Annotated in this window: 24 protein-coding genes; 13 read left to right on the plus strand and 11 right to left on the minus strand. The window is 45.9% G+C overall.

The genetic code is table 11. The features are described from left to right. Positions 1-33: 33 nt before the first annotated feature. Positions 34-1,260, plus strand: coding sequence for a serine/threonine transporter SstT (sstT, locus tag HQQ92_RS06355; RefSeq protein ID WP_113941009.1), 1,227 nt, complete (start codon positions 34-36; stop codon positions 1,258-1,260). Between the two features lie 75 nt (positions 1,261-1,335). Further along, a complete protein-coding gene (locus HQQ92_RS06360; protein ID WP_173243988.1) occupies positions 1,336-1,860 on the plus strand; it encodes a CIA30 family protein in 525 nt (174 codons plus the stop codon). Positions 1,861-2,029: 169 nt separating this feature from the next. Here the strand turns inward: HQQ92_RS06360 and HQQ92_RS06365 are convergent, their stop codons facing one another. Continuing rightward, on the minus strand, positions 2,030-3,409 hold the full coding sequence (locus tag HQQ92_RS06365; RefSeq protein WP_168824295.1) for a Gfo/Idh/MocA family oxidoreductase: 1,380 nt from the start codon (positions 3,407-3,409) through the stop codon (positions 2,030-2,032). A 352-nt stretch (positions 3,410-3,761) separates the two neighbouring features. Here HQQ92_RS06365 and HQQ92_RS06370 point away from each other — a divergent pair, with 352 nt between their 5' ends. Next, entirely contained in the window at positions 3,762-4,202 is a 441-nt protein-coding gene (locus HQQ92_RS06370; protein ID WP_131523165.1) for a hypothetical protein, read from the plus strand. Positions 4,203-4,300: 98 nt separating this feature from the next. Here the strand turns inward: HQQ92_RS06370 and HQQ92_RS06375 are convergent, their stop codons facing one another. Together HQQ92_RS06375 and HQQ92_RS06380 are read right to left on the minus strand one after the other, a co-directional pair. Beyond that, a complete protein-coding gene (locus tag HQQ92_RS06375) occupies positions 4,301-4,972 on the minus strand; it encodes an RluA family pseudouridine synthase (RefSeq protein ID WP_028761077.1) in 672 nt (223 codons plus the stop codon). A gap of 75 nt (positions 4,973-5,047) precedes the next feature. Next, positions 5,048-5,671, minus strand: a complete 624-nt coding sequence (locus HQQ92_RS06380) for an ACP phosphodiesterase (protein WP_173243991.1) — start codon at positions 5,669-5,671, stop codon at positions 5,048-5,050. Positions 5,672-5,878: 207 nt separating this feature from the next. On the opposite strand from HQQ92_RS06380, the gene HQQ92_RS06385 reads away from it, so the two are divergent. The 10 genes from HQQ92_RS06385 to HQQ92_RS06430 all read left to right on the plus strand — a co-directional run bounded on the left by HQQ92_RS06385 (position 5,879) and on the right by HQQ92_RS06430 (position 14,355). Continuing rightward, positions 5,879-6,088, plus strand: a complete 210-nt coding sequence (locus HQQ92_RS06385; protein ID WP_105252070.1) for a hypothetical protein — start codon at positions 5,879-5,881, stop codon at positions 6,086-6,088. Between the two features lie 62 nt (positions 6,089-6,150). Next, positions 6,151-7,188, plus strand: a complete 1,038-nt coding sequence (gene queA / locus HQQ92_RS06390) for a tRNA preQ1(34) S-adenosylmethionine ribosyltransferase-isomerase QueA (protein WP_173243994.1) — start codon at positions 6,151-6,153, stop codon at positions 7,186-7,188. 161 nt (positions 7,189-7,349) lie between these two features. Next, positions 7,350-8,474 carry a tRNA guanosine(34) transglycosylase Tgt gene (tgt, locus tag HQQ92_RS06395; protein WP_006082277.1) on the plus strand — a complete coding sequence of 375 codons (1,125 nt, stop codon included), beginning with the start codon at positions 7,350-7,352 and terminating at the stop codon, positions 8,472-8,474. A 27-nt stretch (positions 8,475-8,501) separates the two neighbouring features. Continuing rightward, on the plus strand, positions 8,502-8,834 hold the full coding sequence (yajC, locus tag HQQ92_RS06400; protein ID WP_007649452.1) for a preprotein translocase subunit YajC: 333 nt from the start codon (positions 8,502-8,504) through the stop codon (positions 8,832-8,834). 17 nt (positions 8,835-8,851) lie between these two features. After that, on the plus strand, positions 8,852-10,702 hold the full coding sequence (gene secD, locus HQQ92_RS06405) for a protein translocase subunit SecD (RefSeq protein WP_113941670.1): 1,851 nt from the start codon (positions 8,852-8,854) through the stop codon (positions 10,700-10,702). Between the two features lie 12 nt (positions 10,703-10,714). Further along, positions 10,715-11,662: a protein translocase subunit SecF gene (secF, locus tag HQQ92_RS06410; protein WP_173243997.1), complete on the plus strand. Its 948-nt coding sequence runs from the start codon at positions 10,715-10,717 to the stop codon at positions 11,660-11,662. Between the two features lie 234 nt (positions 11,663-11,896). After that, positions 11,897-12,214 (plus strand): DUF2007 domain-containing protein, encoded by a 318-nt coding sequence (locus tag HQQ92_RS06415; RefSeq protein WP_028761071.1) that lies wholly within the window; start codon positions 11,897-11,899, stop codon positions 12,212-12,214. Positions 12,215-12,342: 128 nt separating this feature from the next. Continuing rightward, positions 12,343-12,702 (plus strand): rhodanese-like domain-containing protein, encoded by a 360-nt coding sequence (locus tag HQQ92_RS06420; protein ID WP_131523169.1) that lies wholly within the window; start codon positions 12,343-12,345, stop codon positions 12,700-12,702. Between the two features lie 19 nt (positions 12,703-12,721). Beyond that, positions 12,722-13,633 carry a bifunctional precorrin-2 dehydrogenase/sirohydrochlorin ferrochelatase gene (locus tag HQQ92_RS06425; protein WP_168824282.1) on the plus strand — a complete coding sequence of 304 codons (912 nt, stop codon included), beginning with the start codon at positions 12,722-12,724 and terminating at the stop codon, positions 13,631-13,633. Positions 13,634-13,809: 176 nt separating this feature from the next. Next, a complete protein-coding gene (locus HQQ92_RS06430; RefSeq protein WP_028761068.1) occupies positions 13,810-14,355 on the plus strand; it encodes a YaeQ family protein in 546 nt (181 codons plus the stop codon). Positions 14,356-14,438: 83 nt separating this feature from the next. Here HQQ92_RS06430 and HQQ92_RS06435 read toward each other — a convergent pair whose 3' ends face one another. The 8 genes from HQQ92_RS06435 to HQQ92_RS06470 form a co-directional block, all read right to left on the minus strand. After that, positions 14,439-16,895 carry a S8 family serine peptidase gene (locus HQQ92_RS06435; RefSeq protein WP_173244000.1) on the minus strand — a complete coding sequence of 819 codons (2,457 nt, stop codon included), beginning with the start codon at positions 16,893-16,895 and terminating at the stop codon, positions 14,439-14,441. Positions 16,896-17,616: 721 nt separating this feature from the next. After that, positions 17,617-18,033 carry a rhodanese-like domain-containing protein gene (locus tag HQQ92_RS06440; RefSeq protein WP_173244003.1) on the minus strand — a complete coding sequence of 139 codons (417 nt, stop codon included), beginning with the start codon at positions 18,031-18,033 and terminating at the stop codon, positions 17,617-17,619. A 115-nt stretch (positions 18,034-18,148) separates the two neighbouring features. Then, complete coding sequence (locus HQQ92_RS06445) at positions 18,149-18,361, minus strand: DUF2892 domain-containing protein (RefSeq protein ID WP_105252075.1); 213 nt, start codon at positions 18,359-18,361, stop codon at positions 18,149-18,151. A gap of 43 nt (positions 18,362-18,404) precedes the next feature. Next, positions 18,405-21,653, minus strand: coding sequence for an efflux RND transporter permease subunit (locus HQQ92_RS06450; protein WP_173244006.1), 3,249 nt, complete (start codon positions 21,651-21,653; stop codon positions 18,405-18,407). Between the two features lie 36 nt (positions 21,654-21,689). Further along, complete coding sequence (locus tag HQQ92_RS06455; RefSeq protein ID WP_173244009.1) at positions 21,690-22,703, minus strand: efflux RND transporter periplasmic adaptor subunit; 1,014 nt, start codon at positions 22,701-22,703, stop codon at positions 21,690-21,692. 176 nt (positions 22,704-22,879) lie between these two features. Further along, positions 22,880-23,596, minus strand: coding sequence for an SIMPL domain-containing protein (locus HQQ92_RS06460; protein ID WP_028761062.1), 717 nt, complete (start codon positions 23,594-23,596; stop codon positions 22,880-22,882). A gap of 143 nt (positions 23,597-23,739) precedes the next feature. Continuing rightward, positions 23,740-24,126 (minus strand): VOC family protein, encoded by a 387-nt coding sequence (locus HQQ92_RS06465; RefSeq protein ID WP_173244012.1) that lies wholly within the window; start codon positions 24,124-24,126, stop codon positions 23,740-23,742. A gap of 102 nt (positions 24,127-24,228) precedes the next feature. Further along, positions 24,229-25,524 carry an OmpP1/FadL family transporter gene (locus HQQ92_RS06470; RefSeq protein WP_173244015.1) on the minus strand — a complete coding sequence of 432 codons (1,296 nt, stop codon included), beginning with the start codon at positions 25,522-25,524 and terminating at the stop codon, positions 24,229-24,231. Positions 25,525-25,639: the final 115 nt, after the last annotated feature.

The raw sequence follows: 25,639 nt of genomic DNA on the forward strand, positions 1-25,639 counted from the left end.
CTCAACCGAAATATAATAACGATAGGTTAAACCATGAAACAAGAATCATCATTATTAGCTAAGTTGGCTAATGGCAGTCTCGTATTACAAATCTTATTAGGGATTATCGCTGGTGTGGTGTTAGCGAGTTTTTCACCCGATAGTGCAAAAGATATCGCCTTCTTAGGCAGTTTATTTGTTGGAGCATTAAAAGCGATTGCTCCAATACTGGTATTTATCTTAGTAGCATCGTCGATTGCAAATCAAAAGAAAAATACGCAAACCAATATGCGCCCAATTGTGATCCTGTATTTATTGGGGACCTTTGCCGCGGCGTTAACTGCTGTGATTTTAAGCTCTATCTTCCCCACGACTTTAGTTTTGGTTGCTGGTGTGGAAGGTACAAGTCCTCCACAAGGTATTGGTGAAGTGATCCATACCTTATTATTTAAACTGGTCGATAATCCAGTGAATGCGTTAATGACGGGCAACTATATTGGTATTCTTGCTTGGGGTGTGGGTTTAGGTTTAGCCTTACATCATGCTAGCGATTCGACTAAGCAAGTATTTGCCGACATGAGCCACGGCATTTCGCAAATGGTGCATTTCATTATTCGTTTAGCACCTATTGGTATTTTTGGTTTAGTTGCTGCGACGTTTGCTGAAACCGGTTTTGCCGCAATTGCGGGTTATGCGCAGTTATTGGCTGTGTTATTAGGTGCGATGGCCATTATTGCCTTAATCGTTAATCCTTTAATTGTTTACGTGAAGATTAAACGTAATCCCTATCCGTTGGTATTTCGTTGTTTGCGTGAAAGTGGCGTGACGGCATTTTTTACCCGCTCGAGTGCGGCGAATATTCCGGTGAATATGGCGCTGTGTGAAAAATTAAATCTGCATGAAGACACTTACTCAGTCTCTATTCCGTTAGGTGCCACCATCAATATGGGCGGCGCGGCGATCACTATTACGGTATTGACCTTAGCTGCAGCGCATACCTTGGGCATTCAAGTCGATTTACTCACCGCATTGTTATTGAGCGTTGTCGCCGCTATTTCGGCTTGCGGCGCCTCGGGTGTAGCGGGTGGTTCATTACTGTTGATCCCACTGGCTTGTAGCTTGTTTGGTATTTCTAATGATGTCGCCATGCAAGTGGTCGCTGTCGGCTTTATTATTGGTGTGGTTCAAGATGCAGCCGAAACCGCATTGAACAGCTCTACAGACGTTATCTTTACCGCTGCCGCTTGTGAAGCCGCTGAGAATAAAGCTAAACTGAGTTAACGAGTGCTGTTATTCGTATTGAAAAGTATTATGGAAGCAGTCACTTAGGTGGCTGCTTTTTTTATGGGAGTCGTTATGATCTTTTTTGATTTTAGAGTGCTAGATGCTGCAAAGCCCTGGTATGGGATAAATGACACTGTGATGGGCGGTTTGTCTCGCAGTAAGATGACGGTGTCACCTTTAGGCTATGGTGAGTTTAGTGGCCATGTATCGCTGGCCAATGGCGGCGGGTTTGCTTCAGTGCGTTGTGAGTTTAACCCTATTGATGTCAGTGGGTTTACTGGGATCTATGTCGAACTCGATGGCGACCGACCTAAAGATTATAAAGTGAATTTAAAGGATATCGACACACCACAAAGTACGGTTTATCAAGCGCCTATGCCAGCGCCAAGTCATCAAACGTTTGGTGTGAGTGGCGCTAGAGTCATGAATTGGCAGCGGATAGAAATTCCCTTCAGTGACTTCTTGCCCCAATGTCGGGGTAAACCGATTTCCCGAGTGGCAATGGATTTAAGCCAAGTTTGTAGTCTAGGGTTAGTGATTGGTGCCCAGCAGAGTGGTGATTTTTCTTTGAAAATCAAAGAAATTGGCTACTATTAGCGTTTATAGGTGGTTTCTTATCATGAGTTTTTTGCCCCTAATTGCTTGTCCCTTATTGCTTGCTATTGATGGTGCGGGCATCACTAGGCTTCATTTAAGAAAAAGGATAAGGCCGAGGCACTTATCCTTATGGTGAACCCATCATAATGAGTTTGGCGAAAGCCGCTGCTTAAGCGCCTACAATCCCTAAGGGGTTGGCCGTTTGCCACGCGCCGCGGGTAAAATCTGGGAAGGTGACTGAATTACTGCGGTTATTGACTGAATGTTCACTTAAGATATTCACCACCGACCAAGACGCACCATCGTACACATCCTGATCTAAGGCCTCGCCATTGCGCAGGCAATAAATCATGCGCCATAACATCACAAAATCCATGCCGCCGTGGCCGCCGTTAATCTCAGCTTCTTTGCCTATGCGTTGCCACAGAGGGTGATCATATTTGTCATACCACTTTTGCATGTCCATATCCCACTCGTGGTAACTTTGACCAAAGCCACCATTTTCGACGGCGATACGATTCGGGAAACCCGCAAACACGCCATTTGTCCCTTGGATTAAATTGTGGCGACTGTAAGGTCTTGGGCTCGTCGTGTCATGCTGCACCATGATGGTCCGGCCCTTAACGGTCTTAATCAGACTGGTATTGATATCCCCATTGATGTACTTGAGCTGATTACGCTCATGATCGGCGGGGAATTCACGTTTAGCATAGAGCGCACGGCCAAGAGCGGGCGAACTCATCGAGGTTAGATAATCAAATCTATCACCGCGGTTGATGTTCATATACTGGGAAACTGGTCCTAAACCGTGGGTCGGGTACAAGTTACCGTTGCGCTTGGTATGCCAATAAGTCCGCCATGAGCCCGTCTTATGGTCTATTTCCTTCATCTGCCAACGTAGCTCGTGGATATAAGCGGCTTCACCGTGGAGCAACTCACCAAACACACCTTGGCGTACCATGTTGAGAACCATAAGTTCTTCACGGCCGTAGTTGACGTTCTCCATCATCATGCAGTTTTTCTGAGTGCGTTCAGCGGTATCCACAATTTGCCAGCATTCCTCTACTGTGAGTGCTAACGGTACTTCGACAAAGGCATGTTTACCGCTTTCCATCGTCTCTATCGCCATAGGCGCGTGCCATTCCCATGGAGTAGAAATGATCACAATATCAATATCATCGCGGCTTAAGAGATCGCGATAGCTCAGGTCATTACCTGTATAGACAGCCGGTTTTGGCCGATTCTGTTTAACGATATGATCCACGGCTCTGTCCAGCACCGCTAGGTGAGTATCACAAATAGCTTTAAGTTCAACGCCTTCTAAATGACAGAATTGCTCGACATGGCTAAAGCCACGCTCGCCAACACCGATAAAGCCAACTCGAACCACGTCCATCTTGGGTGCTATGAGTCCGATAACGGATTTACCCGCTTGCGGTTTAGGGGCAACACTACTGGCGTAGGCGTTGAGGGCAATATTGGCTGTGACGAGTCCGGCGGTAGCGGCACCCGCTGCCTTAAGAAAATGACGACGATGAATGTTATGCATAGCGCTTCCTGCTTTATTTTTGTTTTGTAGGGATATTGAAATATCACTTGGTCTTATTTGTGCGGTAATTCACTTATGGGTTATATCAGAAACCCTATTAAAATTGGCAATAAAAGATGTAACAAACCTCATTCATCTAGGAGGATAAGTCTTTTAGCTGCCTTTACTTTAGCGATAAGTAAATAGTGATAAAGATCGCGTTTTTATTTTTAGATTGAGCTACACTGCCGATTAATTAGTCAAAGGTATTTATCTTTTATATTTTAAATATTTAGCAAATTTAAATTAACCAAAAAATTACATTTGACGGGCGATTTGAAGTAATTTGCTGCTGTGGGGAGTAAAGAGTTAAATGGGTTCTATGCTTAATGTACTACCACAACTGACATTCACTTTAGGTGATTGGGTATTGCATAAGGATATCAGGATGTCTGGGATTGAAAAACGCCGTCGCCTTCATTGGCGGGAGACAGATATGCAAAATCGTGAAATTATAGGTCGTTGGTTAGATGGGCGTCCTTTATTGGGTGACAAAATTACCCTCTATAAAGAAGACGATAAATATTTTTTAGAAACTTGGTTTAGCGATGGCTGCCATAGTTTAGATGAAGTCTATATGACGCAAACTCCTGAGGGCCATAAGCTGGAAGATGTTGGCGGCAATTTCTTTGGTGAATTTTTTATCGTGACATCGTCGCAGCAATTACAATTTTGTAATGAGCAGGGCTGTTATTTCCAAGCAGAAAAATTAGCGGCTGATGTCGATTTTGGTCAAGGTATACGCGTCGCTTAAACGACGACAGTCGAATCTGTAAATAACTAAGGTCGCACGATAGCTAAGAGCTAAGTCGCGACCTTTTGCTTTTATGGAATTGTAGCGAGTGGCTTAAGTTATTCAGTAAATGGATGTTTACTGCTAAAAAACAGCGGTTTACCCGAATAGGGATGGGTCAAACTTAAGCTTTGTGCATGTAAACATAAACGCGGTTTGGCCTTGATAACCTCGGCATCACCATAAAACTCATCACCCAAAATCGCATGGCCTAGGGCAAGCATATGCACACGCAATTGATGGGTGCGGCCTGTTTCTGGCGAAAGCTCGACTAAGGTGCTGTTTTCTCGGCGCTCTAATACACGGTAGTGAGTGAGGGCGCTTTTGCCGCCAGTCTCTCCCGCCTGTAGCGTTTTTTGATAGGGCGGATGTTCAGTGTCTGGCACTATCGCGAGGTCAATAATCCCCTGATCTTGCAGCACATGTCCCATCACTTCGGCAATATAGACTTTCTTACTCTGTCTATCTTGAAACTGTGTTTTTAAATGCGACTCCGCTTTTTTATTACGGGCGAACACCATAATGCCCGAGGTCGCGCAGTCGAGCCTATGCACTAAAATCGTTTCTGGATAAAGGGCTTGTAAGCGGGTTAACGCGCAATCGAAGGTGTGAGCCGCTCGACCCGGATTAGATAATAATCCCGAAGGTTTATTGATTATAATCAGATCTCTATCTTTATAGCGTATGTCTAGCCAAGGAACTGCTGGGGGCTGGTAATCAAATATCTGCATCTTGTCCTCATTTTTGCGCGGCCATACTAGCAAAATTTACGCAGGCACACAGCATAATCTCATGCTTGCTTATTCTTAGAGGGGTGAGGGCAAATATTCTACAGGCGTCTTACGGCTCCAAATACGGGTATAAGCCATCAGCTGCGGATAAAAAGTGCGGAACGCGGTTTCGATTTCTATCTGCATTTTATTGATGACTTTATGGGCATCTTTAAACAGTGCGGCTTGCGGATGCTGTTTGGCCACTTGTGCTAAGGCTTGTTGTAATCCTTTTTCGGTGGTGTAGCTGCCTAGCCAATCGGCGCTGCGCATTGTGGGCAAGAGTGTAAATAATGCCTCTGGATGGTATGGATCAACGCCTTGCGTGGCAAAAGCATCTAACGCGTCATAGGCCTTGCTGCTGAATTCATCCAAGGGTTGGTGGTGATATTCTTCCCAATAGTAAGCTAAATAGTGATCGAAACTCACCGCCATGAGTTCTGCTGCTATGCTTCTTAAGGGCGCAGGGAAAGCTTCCATTAATTCAATCGTCAATTCATGGCTGGCGCAGAGGGTATTAATCTCTTGGTTTAGCCATAAGGCTTGGCGTAACTCCATTGGGGCTTGCGCAATTGGCGCTTGAATATAGTTACCTGCTACGTTGGCAGCAAGGTGGGTTTTACTGATGTCGGCGAGATGTAAGTGTGTAAGAAAGTTCATTATTTGTGCTTGGTTAACCACGTCGGTTCACGGTATCATGCACAAGCGCGCTTAGGAAAGCGCCGAAGCTAAAAATGCAGTATTTTTTCACTTTTTATTGATAATGACATTTGATTCGCCGTGAATAATTATGGCTGACTTAAACGTTGACATAGTAATCGATAAGGGAAAGTGAAATAAAATCAATAACCTTTTTTAGGATCATGGATGATGTGGAACTGGTTCACCAAAATGCTTGGTAAAGACGAGCAGCAGAAGCGCAAAAAAGTGCTAATAGAAATCCCCTTTGAACAACACCGTTTCAGCATGGATGACTTTAGTCGCTCGCGGCTAAAATTCGATGCCGATGACAATCAGCCCCAAGATGGCATCAATCCAGTGGAACCCGAGCAAGAAGTGGACACTGGCAATAAGTAATCTTGATCTTATTGGCCTCTAACCATAGACTAGCCGCCGTTCTAAGCTATCTAGAGGCCAATATGCGCGTTGCAGACTTTTCTTTCGATCTTCCCGATGAGCTGATCGCTCGTTATCCTATGGCGCAGCGTAACGCATCCCGTCTGTTAACCTTAGACGGCAACTCTGGCGCGTTAGGCGACAAACGGTTTACCGATTTGCTGGGGATGATTAATCCCGGTGATTTAATGGTGTTCAACAATACCCGAGTGATCCCCGCGCGCATGTTTGGTCAAAAGGCCAGTGGCGGTAAGTTAGAAATTTTAGTTGAGCGTATGCTCGATGATAAGCGCATCCTCGCCCACGTTCGTAGCTCTAAATCCCCTAAAGTGGATTCGTTAATCCATCTCGATGGTGGCTATCAGATGAAGATGGTCGCCCGTCACGATACTTTGTTTGAACTTGAGTTGTTATCCGAGTTAACCATCTTAGAAGTGCTTGAAGCAGTAGGGCACATGCCTTTGCCTCCTTATATCGATAGACCCGATGAAGATGCCGACAAAGAGCGCTATCAAACTGTGTATAACCAAAACCCTGGTGCAGTTGCCGCGCCAACGGCGGGTTTACATTTTGACGATGCCATGCTCGATGCATTAAAAGCCAAGGGCGTGAATGTCGCGTTTGTGACCTTGCATGTGGGCGCGGGAACATTTCAGCCAGTGCGTGTCGATACCATTCTTGAACACAAGATGCATTCCGAGTGGGCGAATGTACCGCAGGACGTGGTTGATTTAATCGCGCAAACCAAAGCTGCGGGTAAACGTGTGGTGGCCGTAGGGACGACGTCAGTGCGCTCCTTAGAAAGTGCGGCACGCGCAAGCCTTGGCGAACTCAAAGCTTTTAGCGGCGATACCGATATCTTTATTTACCCAGGTTATGAATTCCAAGTGGTCGATGCTATGGTGACAAATTTTCATCTACCTGAATCAACTTTGATCATGTTAGTTAGTGCTTTTGCCGGTTTTGATCATGTTATGGCGGCGTATCAACATGCTATCACGCAAAAATATCGCTTCTTTAGCTATGGCGATGCGATGTTTGTGACGAAAAAAGCCCACTAGACCAAGATTTTGTTTTAAAATAGCCGCCCAAAGTGAGATTGTGCGGCAATTTTTTTCGTTAAAAGATTGAACCTTTTAACCCTGTCCCCATCTCTATTGTTAATCAAAATGGCATTAGCCATTAAAAATGTAGTCAGACTGTTTATCTGGCGAGGTGAATTATGAAATTTGAATTAGACACTACCGACGGGCGTGCGCGCCGTGGTCGGTTAATTTTTGATCGTGGCACAGTAGAAACCCCCGCTTTTATGCCGGTAGGAACCTACGGCACAGTGAAAGGCATGACACCGGAAGAAGTTCGTGCCACTGGCGCGGATATTTTGCTCGGTAACACTTTCCATTTATGGTTGCGCCCAGGCGAAGAAATCATGCGTAAGCACGGTGACTTGCATGACTTTATGAACTGGCAGCGTCCTATTTTAACGGACTCGGGCGGTTTCCAAGTGTTTAGTCTTGGCGATATCCGTAAGATCACCGAAGAAGGTGTGCATTTCCGTTCGCCTATAAATGGTGAGAAAATCTTCTTAGATCCTGAAAAATCAATGCAAATTCAAGATGCATTGGGCAGTGATGTGGTGATGATTTTTGACGAATGTACCCCGTATCCTGCCACTGAAGATGAAGCGCGCAAGTCAATGCAGATGTCTTTGCGTTGGGCAAGACGTTCGCGTGATGAATTTGACCGTTTAGAGAACCCTAACTCACTCTTCGGTATTATTCAGGGCGGTGTGTATGAAGATTTACGCGACGAAAGCTTAAAAGGCTTAGTCGATATTGGTTTCGACGGTTATGCCGTCGGTGGTTTGGCCGTAGGTGAGCCTAAAGCAGATATGCATCGCATTCTTGAGCATATTTGCCCGCAAATTCCTGCAGACAAACCTCGCTATCTGATGGGGGTCGGTAAACCAGAAGATTTAGTTGAAGGTGTACGTCGTGGTGTTGACATGTTTGACTGTGTGATGCCAACCCGTAATGCCCGCAACGGTCATCTGTTTACGAGTGAAGGTGTGATCAAAATACGCAATGCGCGTCATAGAGATGACACGTCACCACTTGATACTAAGTGTGATTGTTATACCTGTAAAAATTATTCACGGGCGTATCTTTACCACTTAGATCGTTGTAATGAGATTCTGGGTGCGCGTTTAAACACCATTCACAACTTGAGATACTATCAAATGTTAATGGAAGGTTTGCGCGGTGCGATTGAGACGGGTACATTAGACGCCTTTGTGGCGGACTTCTATACCAGTCAAGGTCGCGAAGTACCAGAGTTAGTCGATTGATTTTTTGCTAATAAGAAGAGAAAAACTATGTTTATTTCAAATGCATATGCAAGCGCTGCCGGCGCACCACAAGGTGGCGGCACGATGGAACTGATTTTCATGCTGGCGATTTTCGGCCTGATTTTCTATTTCATGATTTTCCGTCCGCAATCAAAACGCGTTAAAGAGCACAAAAATCTAATGTCTTCATTAGGCAAAGGCGATGAAGTGTTAACCAGTGGTGGGATTTTAGGCAAGATTGCAAAAATCAGCGACGAAAGCGATTACGTGTTACTGAGCTTGAACGACACAACACAAATCACGATCAAAAAAGACTATATTGCAGCTGTATTGCCTAAGGGCTCTATCCAGTCGTTGTAAGCCAAGAGGGCTCAGGCGTGTTAAATAAATACCCAATGTGGAAAAACATTATGGTGATGCTCGTCATCGCCATAGGTTGTTTCTATGCCGTACCTAACCTTTTTGGTGAAGATCATGCGGTGCAAGTGGTGGCGACTCGAGGTGCTGAAGTAACAGCATCTACCCAAGCCAGTGTGAACGAGCTGTTAGCCAGTAAGAGCATTGCGGTAAAGCGCTCTGAGCTTGAAAAAGGTCAGTTGTTGGTCCGTTTGCAAAATGCGGATCAACAGCTACTGGCGAAAGAAATCATTGCTGACAGTTTAGGTGACAAGTTTACTGTGGCACTTAACTTAGCGCCTGCGACGCCTAAGTGGCTCGAGTCCATGGGCGGCAGCCCAATGAAGCTCGGTCTTGACCTTCGCGGTGGTGTGCATTTCCTCATGGAAGTGGACATGGGCGAAGCGATTCGTAAGATGGAAGAAGCTAAAGTCGCTGATTTCCGTTCACAATTACGTGAAGAAACCATTCGTTATGCTGGTATTCGTGTTAATGCTACTGGAATTGAAATCAAGTTCCGTGATGCTGAAAACTTAGCGACTGCCGAGCGTTTCCTTAAGACTCGCAATAAAGATATGGTGTTCACCGACGCTAGCCGTGGCGAAGATTTCGCGCTGCAAGCTGTGATGAGTGAAGCTTATCTAAAGCAGATTAAAGAAGAAGCACTGCAACAAAACATTACCACAATTCGTAACCGTGTTAACGAGTTAGGTGTGGCTGAGCCTGTAGTACAACGTCAAGGCGCCGAGCGCATTATCGTTGAGCTGCCAGGTGTGCAAGATACGGCTCGCGCTAAGGAAATCTTAGGTGCAACCGCATCAATTGAATTCCACATGGTGGATGACAAAGCCGATCCGAATGCTGCGCAATCAGGTCGTGTACCTGCAGGTTCTGAAGTGTATCAGCGCCGCGAAGGTGGCACTGTGATATTGAAGAAAGAAGTGATGTTGACGGGTGATCATATCACTGGCGCGCAACCTAGCTTTGACCAGTACAGTCGTCCTCAGGTCAGTATCAACCTCGACGCTAAAGGCGGTACCATTTTCTCTGACGTGACTAAAGACAACATAGGCAAGCCTATGGCGACTTTGTTCATCGAATATAAAGACAGTGGTGATCGCAATGCCGATGGCAGCGTTAAGATGCAGAAAATCCAAGAAGTGATTTCTGTCGCGACCATTCAAGCCCGTTTAGGCCGTAACTTTGTGATCACTGGCTTAAGTCATGGTGAAGCACAAAACCTTGCGCTATTACTGCGTGCGGGAGCCTTGATTGCTCCTGTATCAATTGTTGAAGAACGTACCATTGGTCCAAGCTTAGGTGCTGAAAACATTCAAAGCGGTGTGCAAGCTATGGTATGGGGTATGGCAGTTGTCTTACTCTTTATGTTGGTTTACTACCGTAGCTTTGGGCTTATTGCTAACCTGGCTTTAACCGCAAACTTAGTCATGGTTGTGGGCGTTATGTCTATGATCCCTGGCGCTGTGTTAACCCTACCCGGCATTGCCGGTATGGTGTTGACGGTCGGTATGGCGGTTGACGGCAACGTGCTGATTTATGAGCGTATTCGTGAAGAGCTTCGTGCCGGACGTAGCGTGCAGCAGGCTATCCATGAAGGTTATGGTAATGCTTTCTCAACTATCGCCGATGCGAACATCACCACCTTCATCACTGCGCTCATTTTGTTTGCCGTAGGTACTGGTGCGATTAAAGGCTTCGCTGTGACCTTAATGATAGGTATTGCGACTTCTATGTTTACCGCCATCGTGGGTACTCGCTCAATCGTTAACGCGATTTGGGGTGGTAAGCGCGTGAAGACTCTGTCTATCTAAGGGGAAGTGACAATGATTGAAGTTTTATCCTTAAAACATACAGTAAACTTCCTCCGCCATGCACTGCCTATTAGCATTATGTCGGCAGTGTTAGTGCTGGGCTCGCTGATATCGCTCGCAACTAATGGCGTTAACTGGGGTCTTGATTTCACTGGCGGTACTGTTGTTGAAATGGAGTTTACTCAGCCGGTTGATTTGAATGCGCTGCGTGTGCAACTGACGACGCCAGATTCCGAAGGTGCGATCGTGCAAAACTTCGGTTCTAGCCGTGACGTACTTGTACGTTTACAGGTGAAAGAAGGCGTTAAGAGCGATGTGCAGGTTAAGTCTGTCATGGAAGCCGCACAGAAAGTTGACCCACAAGTGCAGCAGAAGCGTGTTGAGTTTGTTGGCCCACAAGTGGGCAAAGAACTGGCAGAGCAAGGTGCATTGGCGGTATTAGTTGCGCTGATTTGTATCATGATCTATGTGTCGTTTCGTTTCGAATGGCGCTTAGCGTTTGGTTCTGTAGCGGCACTGGCGCACGATGTCATCGTGACCTTAGGTGTGTTTTCGTTATTCCAATTGGAATTTGACTTGACCGTATTGGCGGGCTTGTTGACGGTGGTGGGTTACTCACTTAACGATACTATTGTGGTATTTGACCGTATCCGTGAGAACTTCCTTAAGCTGCGTAAGAGCGATCCTGAAGAAATAGTTAACATTTCAATCACTCAAACTATGAGCCGTACCATTATTACAACGGGCACGACTTTGGTGACTGTTGTGGCCTTGTTCCTTAAGGGCGGCACTATGATCCATGGCTTTGCGACTGCATTGCTGTTGGGGATTTTTGTGGGTACTTATTCCTCTATCTATGTGGCGAGCTTCTTGGCCGTTAAACTGGGTATCAATCGTGAACACATGATGCCAGTTGAGATTGAGAAAGAAGGCGCAGACCAACCTCCTATGATGCCTTAAAGGTTAATTTGGAGTTAAAAAGCCACCTATGAGGTGGCTTTTTTTTGCATCAATTTTGAGGCGTATCTGACATTCTGCTAGCAAACTCACAAAGTTATAGTCAGTTATGCTGTAAAAAGTGAATGTTAATTTATTTAACAACTGATGTAAAAATCAGCGCTCGACAGCCTCGGCTATTTAGCAGTAGGATGTCGGCAACCCATATTCTAGAGAGTTGTAGCCGTAGGATGTCGCATGGAAGAACGTAAAGTGTTAGTTGCTGGTGGTAATTTATTGCAGGCCCACACATGGAAAGGTTTATTGGAGGCCTGTGGCATTCATGTTGAACTCAGAGGTGAAGCGTTATTAGGCGGCATTGGTGAACTCCCTACTGGGATGCAAAACGTCGAGTTATGGGTAGGTGAGTCCCAATACGCGTCGGCACAAGTTCAATTGAATGCGTTGGATGTTGAAAGTCCGCAATGGCAGTGTGTGCAATGCCATGAGACTAATGAAGGCAGTTTTGAGCTTTGCTGGCAATGTAGCTCAGAGCGCAGCGAAAGCCACAACTAGCCTTTCACTGGCAACCTTCTCAGCTTTGCGGTGAGGCTGAAAGATTGCGTCTGCAGGATGAGAAGATTACACTTTGCTGATAAGCTGACATTCATTATGTCATTCAATATCTTATCTAGGAGTTAGTGATGCAGCATCCCAATGCATTTTCCGCCCTTGTTGACGCTATTCTGCCTAATATCACTGAAGTGACAATCGAAGCTTATCAGGCCGATGACCGCTGGCACCTTGTTGATGTGCGTGAGGATCGTGAGTGGCTGCAAGATCATTTACCCCAAGCGAAACATTTAAGCCGGGGTATTTTAGAGCGTGATATCGAAGCGCGTTTCCCCGATAAAAATACACCCATATTACTCTACTGCGCGGGTGGTGCGCGTTCCGCCTTGGCTGCCCATAATCTGCAACTTATGGGTTACACCCACGTTGCCTCTATGATTGGTGGCTATAAGGGCTGGGTACAGCGTCAACTGCCAGTGGTGCAGGACTAAGCGTTCAGGATCTCATCTAATGCAATATTTTCCCTTGTTTGTCGATACGGTTAATTTGAATGTTCTACTGGTGGGCGCGGGCGATGTGGCTAGCCGTAAGTTAGCACTGCTGACACGTACCGAAGCCAATATCCACGTGGTAGCGCCAGAGGTGAACCCAGAAGTGCAACGTTATGCAGATGCTGGCCGTATTTTGTTATCCCAGCGTGAAGTCGTCCATGCCGACATTCAAAATTATGATTTGGTGTATTTAGCTACGGCAAACGACAGTCTTAATGCCGAGTTAGCGACCTTAGCTACTGCGCGTGGTATCTGGGTTAATGCTGTTGATAATCCCGCCTTTTGCCGCTTTATCACTCCTTCTATTGTGGATCGAGGTCGTTTAGTGGTCGCGATCAGCACTGCGGGCGCAGCACCAGTATTTGCACGCACGATTCGCTCGCGTTTAGAATCTAGTCTACCGCAGTCACTCAAACCGTTATTCGATTTTGTCGCCGATAGACGCGTCGAAGTACAAGATAAACTCGATTCAACCTCGAAACGCCGCTTATTTTGGGAGCGTTTTTTTGATACCAATGGTGACCGTTTCGATAGTCGTACCACTGAGCATTACCATAATGCGTTTAATAACTTAGTCAGCCGCGGCGAAATCCTTTTGTTGGATGATGCAACGTCTGTGGACTTATTGCCGCTCGCCGCCATGCCGCTATTGCAGCGCCTCGATTGGATATACAGCCAAGGCGATTTGAGTGTCGAACTCGCTGAACTTGTTCGCCGCGACGCAGATCGCGGTTTTTTACCCGCTTTCAGTGAATTGAGTCAACAGTATGAGCTGGGTACGCGCATGCTACTGGTAGCGGATACGCAAAAAATCAGCTTGTTGAAAGCCCATTTTCCCATGGCTAAACATCTGCGACCCGGAGCGATTTAATTTCTTACCGATTCAGCCTTGGGTTCGATTTAACCTTCTGTTCAATTGCACTTTATGTTCGATTTCATGGGCGTATTCTATTGTTCGTTTGAGCTAATGCCGAGTCTCAGGTAGACTCGGCAGCCTTATTTTAGGATTTCGCTGTTTCAGGATTTCACTCTGCATTTAGGATGACTATGGCCCTCAAGGCGACCGTGTTTAAAGTCAATTTACAGATAGCCGATATGGATCGGAATTATTACCAAGACCATCAATTGACGCTTGCACAGCATCCTTCCGAAACCGATGGCCGCATGATGGTGCGTTTACTCGCGTTTATTGTGAATGCCAGCGAAACCTTAAGTTTTAGTAAAGGTCTGTGCGTCGATGACGAGCCAGAGCTATGGGACAAAACCCTATCCGGTGAAATTGAGTTGTGGGTTGAGTTTGGTCAGGCCGATGAAAAATGGCTGCGAAAGGCCAGCGGCCGTGCCAAAGTCGTGCAGCTCTTTACCTATGGTGGTCGCAGTGTACCGATTTGGTGGAAACAGAATCAGCAAGCGTTAGAGCGTTATCAGAATTTAAAAGTGTGGAATATTGCCGAAGAGTCCGTCACGGCGATGGAGGCCTTTGTTGGGCGTAATATGGCATTGCAAGTTTCGATTAGTGAAGGCCAAATTTGGTTATCGGATAATGAAACCAGCGTGTTGATTGAGCCTGAAATCCTCAAAGATATTGAATAACATGTTTTGTAAAAAAAGAGCCTGCAATTGCAGGCTCTTTCCGTTTATCACTTTTAAATATCAGTAAGAGTATCGATTTTGATTTATTTGAAGCTCAGTTCCCAGCTATCGATATAACCAACATCACCACGGCCACTGTCTACGGCTTTTAACTTCCATACGCCGTTCGAATTAGCACCTGTCATATCTGCGGTATAGCTCTTATTGATATTGTCTGCACCAAGACCTGTGTTGTTATGCAGGGTAACCGTTTTTCCTGAAGGGCTGATCAGCTGCACTTTTAAGTCACCAATGTAAGGGTGGACTATGTTCACGACTGCAGTCACAGTACTTGAATCACCTGTGCGAGTAACCGTGATTGGGCTAGTGATCCCCGCCGCTTTGTTATCAGGAATATTATAGTTATCAGTATTGCTATAGCTCGTTGGCGTACCGCCGCCATTAGACGCTGTGTAGTTCGCCGTTAACGACACACCAGTGAAAGCCGAATCGCCTTTCACCATGGCATAGTAAGTGCCTGATTGTACGTTGGTGATTGGACAAGACTCACTATTGCCACTTTTATACGGACGGCAATCGTAATTAGTGGTGGTTGGCGCCGCGCCATATTGCACATACAAGTCCGCATCACCTGTGCCACCGTTCATCACAAAGCCTAGGTTCGTTGCACCTGCTGGAACTTCAAATGAAAAATGTAATTCTTCACCTGTTGCGCCTGCTAAACCTGTTTTCGCCACACCGTTCACCAGAACACTATCGCCCGGTTCAGTTGGATCGACAGGACCCGTTGGACCAGTACAAGATGCGTCTAGGAAGGCTTTTGCTGCAACTGCATTAACTAAACCGTAACCATAGTAGTTGTCACGACCTGCAGTTCCGAGATCTTCGGCGGTCATTTTCAATGCGTTACGGACTTGCGCCGCACTACATTCTGGGTGGTAGCTCCACACTAAGGTCGCAACACCTGACACATGCGGTGTCGCCATAGATGTACCATTGTAGTACTCGTAATCTTTATTGCCTTGGTTGCTGACAGTGACTGTGGCGCCCAGTTGATTGCGCAGTGCTAAGCCTGTTGCACGATCAACAGATACAGAAACCATATTGATTTCGTTGTTAGCATCGACAAGGAAGGGGTTTTGTAAGCCGGGTAATGCCGCGTTACTGTAAACAATCGTCGCACTGGCACCTGCATTCTTACAGGCTTTAGCTGCGTTAATTTCAGGGTAGCTAGTGCCTTGATTACCAACACGTTCCACTAAACAAATCTTATTGGTCATGTTGCCGCAGTTGAAGCTTGTGCCGCTAACGGTACATTCTGCCAAAGTTGCAGTGCTGGTACCGTTAAATGGTGCGGGGACATAGCTGCTACCAGAAGGTATCAGGCGATTGTGCGGTACGACACCTGAGTCAAAGTAAGACTGATTGCCGATAGTGATATCGGCTAAACGGCCTTCGCCACGGGTAACAGTCGATAGAACTGCTTCACCAGGGCCAGATATTTCCACTTGGTTGGTGTATTGGGAGAATGCTGAGTGGTCTTTATGGCTATCCACAGAGGCGACAGACATGACGCCATCGTAGGATGCTGGGTAGCTGTGAGTGCTATTCCCATCGTTACCCGCAGCAGCAATCAGGAGAACACCATTATTATAGTGGGCGGCCAGAGCGTTACGCTCAGTGGTGCTAGAACCTGAACCACCTAAACTCATAGTGACAACATTGGCGCCGTTGGTGACACAAGTGTCTACGGCAGCGACTAAGGATGAAGAGTAGCCCCAGCCAGATTCATTAAACACTTTGATCACATGAATATTGGCATTTTGATTTGGCATAACGCCGATCACGCCATCATTGTTGGCAATCGCCGCAATCGTCCCCGCAACGTGGGTACCGTGGGCGTTATTATTGCCCGGCTCAAACCAGTTACCCGTGCCTGAGTTATTGGTCCCTGTGACATTGTTGCCACCTAAGTCGCTGTGACTACGGTCGTAGCCTGAGTCGATAATACAAATAGTGCGGTTGCCCGTTTGGCTGTCGCTTAGCTGGGTTGCTCCCACAAAAGTTTGGCCCCAAGGCGTACTTTCACTTAGAAAGCGGCGTGGCATATCTTCTTCGACATATTCCACATCAGCACGGGTTTTTAAGGCATTGATCCCTTTGGCATCGAGTTTCACCGAGTAACTGTTACTGCGGCCGATACGCTTCATTTCCTTCGCTTGTACTTTATTTAATGCGGTATGTTGGGCACTGATTTCAGCCATTTGTGGCTGATAATTCATTGTGGTTGGTAGCGTATCTGTTGTCGCGTCATTGAGTGACTGCAGATCACTCGTTGATTGCACACTATTGGCTGACATGATGGCCGCGGCATCAGTGTTTTTAAACTTCACAATGTAACGCTTTGGCAGTGGGGAGGTTTGTGCTTGTAATGCTGCGGCAAAACCTGGGGCTTGTGGTGCTGCTTGTACACCAGCTGAGATCGCAATAGCTAAGCTTGAAAGGCTTAACGCTATTTTAGTGGTTCTGTTGATTGTCATGTTCTTCTTCCATGGTCAATTTAGTGTTAATCATTATTATTTTATGTTTCATAAGAATAACTACGACTCAGATGCTACTCGGTTAGTGAATTTATCTGCGACCACGTCATTTGTAAATCAATTGTTAACAGTATGGCGGTTGGTAATTGTTTAGATTTAATAGGCATTTATAGTGCATATAAATTCAAGTTGTAACGATTTGTAACCAAATTTTATTAAAATATTTGTTTTTTTATGTGATAAACGTGAATAAGTGAATACGAATTTACGACTTCATATGAGGGCTTTTGATTGATTTTACCGTTATCAATGTATTGAAATTTATATATATATTTTTTTGTAATTAAAAATAACAAAAACAAACTTTAAGTTTTCATCATAATGATAATATTTTCTCAAGTGATTGATTATGCGAAATTGTTGCAAAAGGCTGTCAATAGGGTGGCGGTTGCCAATTGATTGACTTTACTTAGGCTTTTGGGAATACGGGTGTTACTTATTTTATAGAACTACTAAAAAATCCTGTGTTCTTTCGTCCACAATGAATCTGGTAAAAACTTATTAATCCACCCCCTGCTTAATTTCGATATTTTATTTAGACAATAAAAAAGCGCCCTAGGGCGCTTTTAGCCGTTAAGCCTTGAATGGCTAGAGCGAGGTGAGAGTACTAAAGTGATTTATTCTTACTTCCCCACACTAGAGCCAATTTGATGGTTGTTAATTATTTAGCGGACGTTTTTTGCGCTTCAACTAAGGTGGAATAGCCGCCACCATTATAGGTTTGGGTGTATCCGGCAGCGACTAAGGCTTCGGTCGCAATACTGCTACGACGACCGCTGCGGCAATACAAGACGACGGGAGCATCTTTGGCGATGCCACGCTTAGCAAACTCCTCTGTCACTTGCTCAAAGGGAATATTGACCGCATTCGCTAAATGACCTTCGGCAAATTCTTCAGGCGTTCTAACATCGAGCACCATAGCGCCTGCGGCAATTTTATCCCATGCGATTGCAGGATCTTGGTCGGCGGCGCTGGCTATCATGGGCATTAGCAGCAGTGGCATGAGTACCAGTGACTGCAAGCTTAATAGGGCTAAGCGCATTAGACTTTGGCCACGGGTTACGAGGTTGTGGGTCACTTTATCTCTCCTTGACGGCTTTTGGGCACGCTTGTATTAGCCAAGCGTGTACTTGCTCACCTATCTCTTATCTCTTATCTCTTATCTTAACTCTTAAGTAGTGACTGTATGTGGCTTAGCTTTGTTTAGCAATTTCAGCCTCTGATTTTACACCCAATTTTCGTAAAACCATGGCGGCAGGACAAAAACCGGTAAAAGCACTTTGGAATAGGTTAGCGCCAACAAATGCGGTTAACCACAGAAAGTTGTGGTGCACATAGGCGGTTAACACCAGTGACAGTAACACCATCAATCCAGCAAAAGCCATAATACTGCGTTCTAATGACATACCTTACTCCTTGAAGCCATCTTGGTGATGGCCTTTGTTGTGGTTAGTTTTGTGTTTGTGTTTGTATCTGAACAGTATTCATACGGTTTTTCATGGCCGTGTAGTACAGCACAGGGATGACAACTAAGGTCAGTATGGTCGAGATAAAAATACCAAAGATCAGACTGATCGCTAAGCCATTGAAAATCGGATCATCAAGAATAAACAATGCCCCTATCATGGCTGCAAATGCAGTCAGCATGATAGGTTTAGCTCGCACGGCGCCAGAGTGGATCACTGCCCGCTCAAAGGGCACACCGGATGCGGTTTCTTGATTAATAAAATCGACCAATAATATCGAGTTACGCACAATAATCCCCGCCAGCGCTATCATGCCTATCATGGACGTCGCCGTGAATTGCGCTCCGAGCAGGGCATGTCCAGGCATTACGCCAATCACAGTCAGTGGAATTGGCGCCATGATGATAAGCGGCACCAGATAAGATCTAAACTGCGCGACCACCAATAAATAAATCGCAATCATGCCAACGGCATAGGCGATACCCATGTCTCTAAAGGTTTCGTAGGTGATCTTCCATTCGCCATCCCAGAGCACGGCGACTGAGTCTAACCCTGTGGGTTGGTGAATATAATGCTGATCAAATCCTAAGCCATCGGTGCCATCAATTTTGCCCGCCATATCGAACATACCGTAGAGTGGGCTGTCCAATGGCCCCGACATATCGGCGACGACCATGATCATAGGGATCATATTCTTATGGATAATTGGTGCATCGATTTTGCCGCGTTTGATGGTCACCAGCTCAGAGACAGGCACAGATTGCCCCGTTTGGCTCAGTAACTTCATATTCAGCACTTGCTCTAAATCGACTTTCGCGCCTTCGTTTAATTGCAGGCGGATCGGTATCGGTTGTTTTTGCTGGGCTTGATGTAAATAGCTCACATCTTTGCCGCCAACTGAGGTGGCAATCAAGTCGACAATATTGCTGTAGGGCACGGCCATCAGGCTGGCTTTACTGCGGTCGATCATCACTTGCCATTTTTGCTGGGCGGCGGGCAAGAAAATATCGATATCGACCACATCTTTGGTTTCATGGAACAGCGCCTGCATCTCATATGCGGCTTGCTCGCGAATAGCGGGACTTGGGCCATACACTTCTGCAACCAGCGGCGACCACACTGGTGGTCCAGGTGGCACTTCAACCACTTTGATATTGGCTTGATATTGCTCGCCAATTTGCTGCAGTTCGTCTCGCACCGATACCGCTATGCTGTGGCTGTCGCGCTTGCGGTGTTTCTTATCCACTAGGTTCACTTGGATGTCGCCAAGCTCTTGGCTGTGACGCAGGAAATAGTGGCGCACTAAGCCGTTAAAGTTCATTGGCGCGTTAGTGCCCGCATACAATTGCAGATGCTCGACCTCAGGGACGGTTGTTAGGTAGCGACTCAAATCCTGCAATACTCTTTGTGTTTGCTCTACGGGAGTGCCTTCTGGCATGTCCACCATCACTTGAAACTCGGACTTATTATCGAAGGGCAGCATTTTAAGCACCACGAGCTGACCGACAGGGAGCGCGACGGCGATGCCGATTAACACAAATACGCCGACAGCCAGTCCTATTCTTGCCTTACGGGCATTTTTACCCAGCAGGAAAGGACCAATTAAGTGAGTAAAGAGGCGCACCATCTTAGTTTCAGCTTCATCCTCGTGCGAGGCTTGGGCAGTATCGTGTTGGTCATTATGTTTCAGCAGTTTACGACTGAGCCAAGGAGTGACCACAAATGCCACAACGAGGGAAATTAACATGCCCATACTGGCGTTGATGGGGATCGGGCTCATGTAAGGCCCCATTAAGCCCGATACAAAAGCCATCGGCAGCAAGGCTGCGATAACTGTAAATGTCGCCAGAATCGTCGGGCCACCGACTTCATCGACCGCCACTGGGATAAGCTCGCTGAAGGACTTTTTGCCGAGCGCCATATGCCGGTGGATGTTTTCTACTACGACTATGGCATCGTCGACCAAGATGCCGATGGAGAAAATCAAGGCGAACAAGGACACGCGGTTTAAGGTAAATCCCCACGCCCAAGAGGCGAAAAGGGTGATCGCTAGCGTGATAATAATGGCTACACCCACGACTAAGGATTCGCGTGCGCCCATGGTTAAAAAGACCAGTACGACTACGGCGCTGGTGGCAAAAATCAGTTTTAAAATAAGGGTGTTAGATTTATCCGCCGCGGTTTCGCCATAGTTACGTGACACTGTGACTTCGACATTTGCTGGGATCAACACATTGTCGACCTTAGCTATCCGCTCAATCACACTGTCGGCGATGTCGACGGCATTTTGGCCTGCTTGTTTACCAATTGCGATTGTGACAGCGGGATAAATGTCGGTTTTATCTGCGTGCCAAACGCTCTGTTTCGGGATATCACTTTTTAAGCTGATTTCAGCAATATCCGCCAAATAAATCGGAATATTTTTGCCTTGTTTATCTTGATAGACACTGACGACTAATTGCTTGAGATCGTCGATGGATTGTAAAAACTGCCCAGCTTGGACCTTTATCTCTTGATTGCCTTGCACTAAGGATGCAGGCATAGAGACCATATTATTGTCATTCAGGCTTTGTCTTAACTTGTCGTAGGTCAGATTAAAGCTGTTCATCTTGGCGGGATCGATACGTATGTTGGCCACCATATCGTGCTGGCCAACGGTATCGATTTCGCGAGTGCCGGGAATACGCTTAATTTCGGTTTCTAATCCAAGGGCGACATGGGTTAGCTGCTCAGCAGACACTTGCCTGTCCTTTGACCATAAGGTCAAACTGACAATGGGCACATCATCGATGCCGCGGGGTTTAATTAGCGGTTCACCCACGCCAGCGCCCCTTGGTAATTTATCCATGTTGGAATAAATCTGGTTGTATAGGCTGACGATGGCATCATTGCGCGCAACACCGACCTTAAAGATGACGATGATCAGCGCGCCATCGGGTTGGGAGAACGAGTACAGAGTATCTATGCCTTTGATTTCGGAGATCACTTGTTCCGCTGGCAGGGTGACTAAGTTTTCAACTTCCGTGGGTGTCGCGCCGGGAAAAGGGATAAACACATCGGCAAAGGTGACATCAATTTGTGGCTCTTCTTCTTTTGGTGTCACCAAAATGGCGAATAAGCCAAGTAAGAGCCCGAGAAGTGCTAATAGCGGCGTGATGGCGCTATTTTGAAAGGCAGCGGCAATTCGTCCGGAAATCCCAAGTGTGGTTTGTGGTACTGGAGCATGTTTCATAAAACAACCTCGACAAAGCTTAAGTCGCTAGGGAATTTATTGCTTCTTGCTGAGCAACACTTGGTAGGCATCAACGGCCACCTTGTCACCCGACTTAAGGCCCGCAAGCACTTCTACCTCGCCATCTAAGGGCTCAGTGACACGGACTTGGGTCAGCACAAAGGCTTCGCCTTGTTTAAGGTAAACACTGCTCAGTTCGTTCATTGTGAGCAGTGCAGAGGCGGGCAGTTGGATTTTTTCCCGATCGCCATTTTTAAAGGAAGCTTTTGCCCAAGTACCGGGTTGAAGATTGGCTTCATTTTCTGGCAGATTAATTCGCACTTGATAACTGTGGCTGACAGGATCGGCGAAACTAAAAATCGTGAGGTCGGTTGAGGTGAACTCGCGCCCATCACTTAAACGGACGAGAAATTCGGGGGAATTTTTAAGTTGGTTAATGTAACGCTGTGGCACTTGGGTAATGGCGCGCATTTGACTCGCGGAAAACCCTGAAAGTAGTGCTTGTCCTGGGCTTACGGTTTCGCCAAGTTCGACAAAACGCTCAGTGACTATGCCACTAAAAGGCGCTGAAACGACAGTGTATTTTAAGGATTCGTTGGCTTTGATGACACGGGCTTGTGCTGCACTGACGGCTTGTTCTGTTGCTTTAGCATTGGCGGTGGCTTCATCCATCGCGCCCTTAGAAATCGCGCCTTGGGGAAATAGCTCTTTATAACGTTTGTATTGTGCCTGAGCTTCGACATTTAAAGCCTTCGCTTTGGCTAGATCAGCCTCAAAGCTTGCCAGTTCAGCGCCTTGCTCTTTACTGGTAATTTCCAGTAGGGCGGCTCCTTCGGGGACGATATCGTTAACATCGTAGTTGAGTTTGACAATACGACCAGAGGTTTGCGCCGATACCGTCGCCGCTTTTACTGCTTCAATGGTGGCGTCTAAGGTGACCCAATTCGGATAGGGTTTATTTAAGACTTCGATGGTTTCGACTGAGGCAGCCTGAGCTTGAGTACTGGAAAGTGCCAGCAGTAAGAAAAAAGCACGAGAAATTGATGTCATAACTTATATCACCCCAGATGTAATTTATGAGAAAATTCTAATGGAGTTGTTTTCAATAGGCAATCAATATTTATTAGAAAAATTTAATGTAGTGTTTTTACCTAATTTAGGAATAAGGAATAAGGCCTATAGCGCCTTATTCCTCATGCTTCAGAGCTTCAAATTAAGCCTAAAATTTAGTCATTTAAATAATAGGTTAGTGTGGAAACGATGCGAATTTGTTTAATGTAAGGCGTGCTGCTGTCGCGGTCTGAAATGGTGAACTGGCCTTGACTCGCACTTTTAATTTTTCCGAGGCGAGAATCCGAATCCTTAGCAAATTTTTCAGCCACTTCGCGGGCATTTTGAGTCGCTTCTTGCACCATGATAGGTTTGACTGAGTTGAGATCGGTAAACAGAAACTCAGTGCGATTATCATAATCTTGGCTAGCGATCGCTATACCTTCTTTTACTAAGTTAATCATTTGCTTACGGGTGTTCAGCATGAGATCAATCTGTGGGGTATAAACTGATAGGTTCACTTTTGCCGAGTAACGGTATCTGACGTTGGGATCGACATAACCTTGGGCTTGGCGATCTTCAATTGAAGGCAAAGAGACAGTAATTTCGCTGTCGCTAAAGCCTTGTTCCTTTAAAAACGCCACAACACGATCGGTTTTTTGCTGAACCGTCTCATAGAGTTTAGGCAGATTGTTATCGACCTCAGTGAAATTGATTGGCCAAATTGCCACATTGGCTTTGACTTCTTTTTCCGCTAAGCCCTTTACCGTGACAGTGCGTTCCATGGCTTTCATTTGCAATAGTGCTGAGCTTGCTGTCTGGCCTACATAAACAAGTCCAGCGCAAAGGAAACCACCTAACAGCAGGGCAGGAAGGATGTTACTTTTTTCCATAAAAAGAATCTCTTGATTAGATGAACTCAGTCTACGATACCGAATAAACCTCAGTCATGCACTGGGTTTATTCGGAATAGATGCCGCTTAAGGCAGAGGAGATTATGTTGAGAGATGAGTTTTGAAATATCTGTTTAAAGCATTTATTTTTCAGGAGGAATCGCGCTTGGCTGCCATAATTCGACTTTATTGCCATCAGGGTCAATAAACCAGCCAAAGCGGCCAAATTCTGAATCTTCAATACCACCAATCGGTTGACCGCCACCTTGCTCTACTTGTAGGAGTGCTTGCTCTAAATCGTCAACGACAAAGTTGAACATAAACCCTTTATCTGAGGGGGCGAAATAGTCCGTGCTATGGGCGAAAGGAGTCCAAACATGGTAGCCAAGAGTTGATTTATCTGTGTGATAAAACGCGGCGCCTCCCCAGTTTTCAATAGGGACTTGAAGATGGGTTTTGTACCAAGTTGCCAAGGCAACGGGATCGACACTTTTAAAGAAAATTCCACCGAGTCCAATGACTTTAGCCATAGCCGTAGCTGCATTTACAGGAGTATGAATTAACTTTAGGCAATAAATGCTTAAGATACAAAAAAGCCGCAAAAAATGCGGCTTTGGTGTTAGGAATTTATCTTAGAACTGGTAGCTGTATTGAACTGAGTAGTACATACCACTTGATTCAGTAATCGCATTAACAGGGCCTGCGATTGCGCTGTTTTCGATCAGGTGAACTTCTTCACCTTTAATATAAGCGATACCAAAGTCAACCGTGTTTTGTGGGTTGATGTGGTAGCTCATACCCGCTGTATACCAGTTACGGTCAGAGTCTGGGAATGAAATAGAGCTGATTTCGTCCACAACGCCTTGGTCATGCATATAACCTGCACGTACAGTGAATTGTTCGTTGATTGTGTAAGTACCACCTAGGCTGAATAACCATGAATCTTTCCATTGGTATTCTTTCAGCGCAACATCACCTACGGCTTGAGTCACTCCAACAGCTGGAATGGTTGCAACACCATCTTTAGCTGTGATTTGTTCAAAATTACCCCATTGGGTGTGCTGCGCTGTATAGTGCAGAGCAAACTTAGGGGTGATTTGATGAAAACCTGCAACTTGGAAGATATCCGCTAGCGGTACATCTAAACTATCAAAACTGGTGGCAACAGCCACTTGTCCAACATTTGGTATATTGGTTGATGTAATGGTATTAACATCACCTTTAACATTCACTGTTGGGCTGAAGCGGTAACTGATACCGAAACGATTGTCTTTATCTAACTCAATTGTGGCACCCACAATACCACCAAATGCCCAACCGTCAGCGTCGACGTCAACTAGAGGTGTCGCGCCCATGTTACGGGTTAAACGGCCTTCACCGTAAATGGCATCAATACCAGCACCGATACTGAACATGTCATTAATACGGTATGAAAGGCTGGTGTTAAAGTTAACCGTTGTTACTTCTGTTTCGCCAAGCAGATCATAAGGTGCTGGTGAGCCTGCTGGTAAACTCTTTGAAAGTGAGCTGGCATCGGTACCGGTACCAAAGTTAGAGAAAGCGGCAAAACCTACGGCGAACTTATCGTCGATGGGGTGGATGTAGAAAATATTAGGGATAATTTTAGAGCTACCCGCGTCATCGATGCTGCCTAAGTCAACGGCACCACCGGCAAAGTTAACGTCTTTAACATCAACAGTAATATCGGCATAAGTTAAGCCGAAGGAGATCGCATCTTTATCGAATAATGCCATAGCAGCAGGGTTACGTGATAACACAGAAGCGTTATCGGCAATAACCGCATCACCCGCAAATGCACGGCCCATACCCGTTGCTGATTGGCTGTTTAGTTGAAAACCTGAAGCTAAGGTTTGTGTGCTTGCTAATGCGACAGAAACGGCAATGAGTGTCTTGTTGAATGTTTTCATTATTATTCTCTCTATTTTTTATAAGTATTGGATTTTTATTCGGTCCTAGTCCGCCGAAAGTATTTAAATCCATTTATTAGTCTCCGGCATCTTATGGATTCAATGTACCCTCAAC

It is taken from the genome of Shewanella sp. DC2-4 (assembly GCF_013248875.1).
Classification (GTDB): Bacteria; Pseudomonadota; Gammaproteobacteria; order Enterobacterales; family Shewanellaceae; genus Shewanella; species Shewanella oncorhynchi.

Bases quoted from the DNA above. Each gene is read 5' to 3' on its own strand.
- sstT (WP_113941009.1), top strand. From the start codon at position 34: ATGAAACAAGAATCATCATTATTAGCTAAGTTGGCTAATGGCAGTCTC.
- HQQ92_RS06360 (WP_173243988.1), top strand. From the start codon at position 1,336: ATGATCTTTTTTGATTTTAGAGTGCTAGATGCTGCAAAGCCCTGGTAT.
- HQQ92_RS06365 (WP_168824295.1), bottom strand. From the start codon at position 3,409: ATGCATAACATTCATCGTCGTCATTTTCTTAAGGCAGCGGGTGCCGCT.
- HQQ92_RS06370 (WP_131523165.1), top strand. From the start codon at position 3,762: ATGGGTTCTATGCTTAATGTACTACCACAACTGACATTCACTTTAGGT.
- HQQ92_RS06375 (WP_028761077.1), bottom strand. From the start codon at position 4,972: ATGCAGATATTTGATTACCAGCCCCCAGCAGTTCCTTGGCTAGACATA.
- HQQ92_RS06380 (WP_173243991.1), bottom strand. From the start codon at position 5,671: ATGAACTTTCTTACACACTTACATCTCGCCGACATCAGTAAAACCCAC.
- HQQ92_RS06385 (WP_105252070.1), top strand. From the start codon at position 5,879: ATGATGTGGAACTGGTTCACCAAAATGCTTGGTAAAGACGAGCAGCAG.
- queA (WP_173243994.1), top strand. From the start codon at position 6,151: ATGCGCGTTGCAGACTTTTCTTTCGATCTTCCCGATGAGCTGATCGCT.
- tgt (WP_006082277.1), top strand. From the start codon at position 7,350: ATGAAATTTGAATTAGACACTACCGACGGGCGTGCGCGCCGTGGTCGG.
- yajC (WP_007649452.1), top strand. From the start codon at position 8,502: ATGTTTATTTCAAATGCATATGCAAGCGCTGCCGGCGCACCACAAGGT.
- secF (WP_173243997.1), top strand. From the start codon at position 10,715: ATGATTGAAGTTTTATCCTTAAAACATACAGTAAACTTCCTCCGCCAT.
- HQQ92_RS06415 (WP_028761071.1), top strand. From the start codon at position 11,897: ATGGAAGAACGTAAAGTGTTAGTTGCTGGTGGTAATTTATTGCAGGCC.
- HQQ92_RS06420 (WP_131523169.1), top strand. From the start codon at position 12,343: ATGCAGCATCCCAATGCATTTTCCGCCCTTGTTGACGCTATTCTGCCT.
- HQQ92_RS06425 (WP_168824282.1), top strand. From the start codon at position 12,722: ATGCAATATTTTCCCTTGTTTGTCGATACGGTTAATTTGAATGTTCTA.
- HQQ92_RS06430 (WP_028761068.1), top strand. From the start codon at position 13,810: ATGGCCCTCAAGGCGACCGTGTTTAAAGTCAATTTACAGATAGCCGAT.
- HQQ92_RS06435 (WP_173244000.1), bottom strand. From the start codon at position 16,895: ATGACAATCAACAGAACCACTAAAATAGCGTTAAGCCTTTCAAGCTTA.
- HQQ92_RS06445 (WP_105252075.1), bottom strand. From the start codon at position 18,361: ATGTCATTAGAACGCAGTATTATGGCTTTTGCTGGATTGATGGTGTTA.
- HQQ92_RS06450 (WP_173244006.1), bottom strand. From the start codon at position 21,653: ATGAAACATGCTCCAGTACCACAAACCACACTTGGGATTTCCGGACGA.
- HQQ92_RS06455 (WP_173244009.1), bottom strand. From the start codon at position 22,703: ATGACATCAATTTCTCGTGCTTTTTTCTTACTGCTGGCACTTTCCAGT.
- HQQ92_RS06460 (WP_028761062.1), bottom strand. From the start codon at position 23,596: ATGGAAAAAAGTAACATCCTTCCTGCCCTGCTGTTAGGTGGTTTCCTT.
- HQQ92_RS06465 (WP_173244012.1), bottom strand. From the start codon at position 24,126: ATGGCTAAAGTCATTGGACTCGGTGGAATTTTCTTTAAAAGTGTCGAT.
- HQQ92_RS06470 (WP_173244015.1), bottom strand. From the start codon at position 25,524: ATGAAAACATTCAACAAGACACTCATTGCCGTTTCTGTCGCATTAGCA.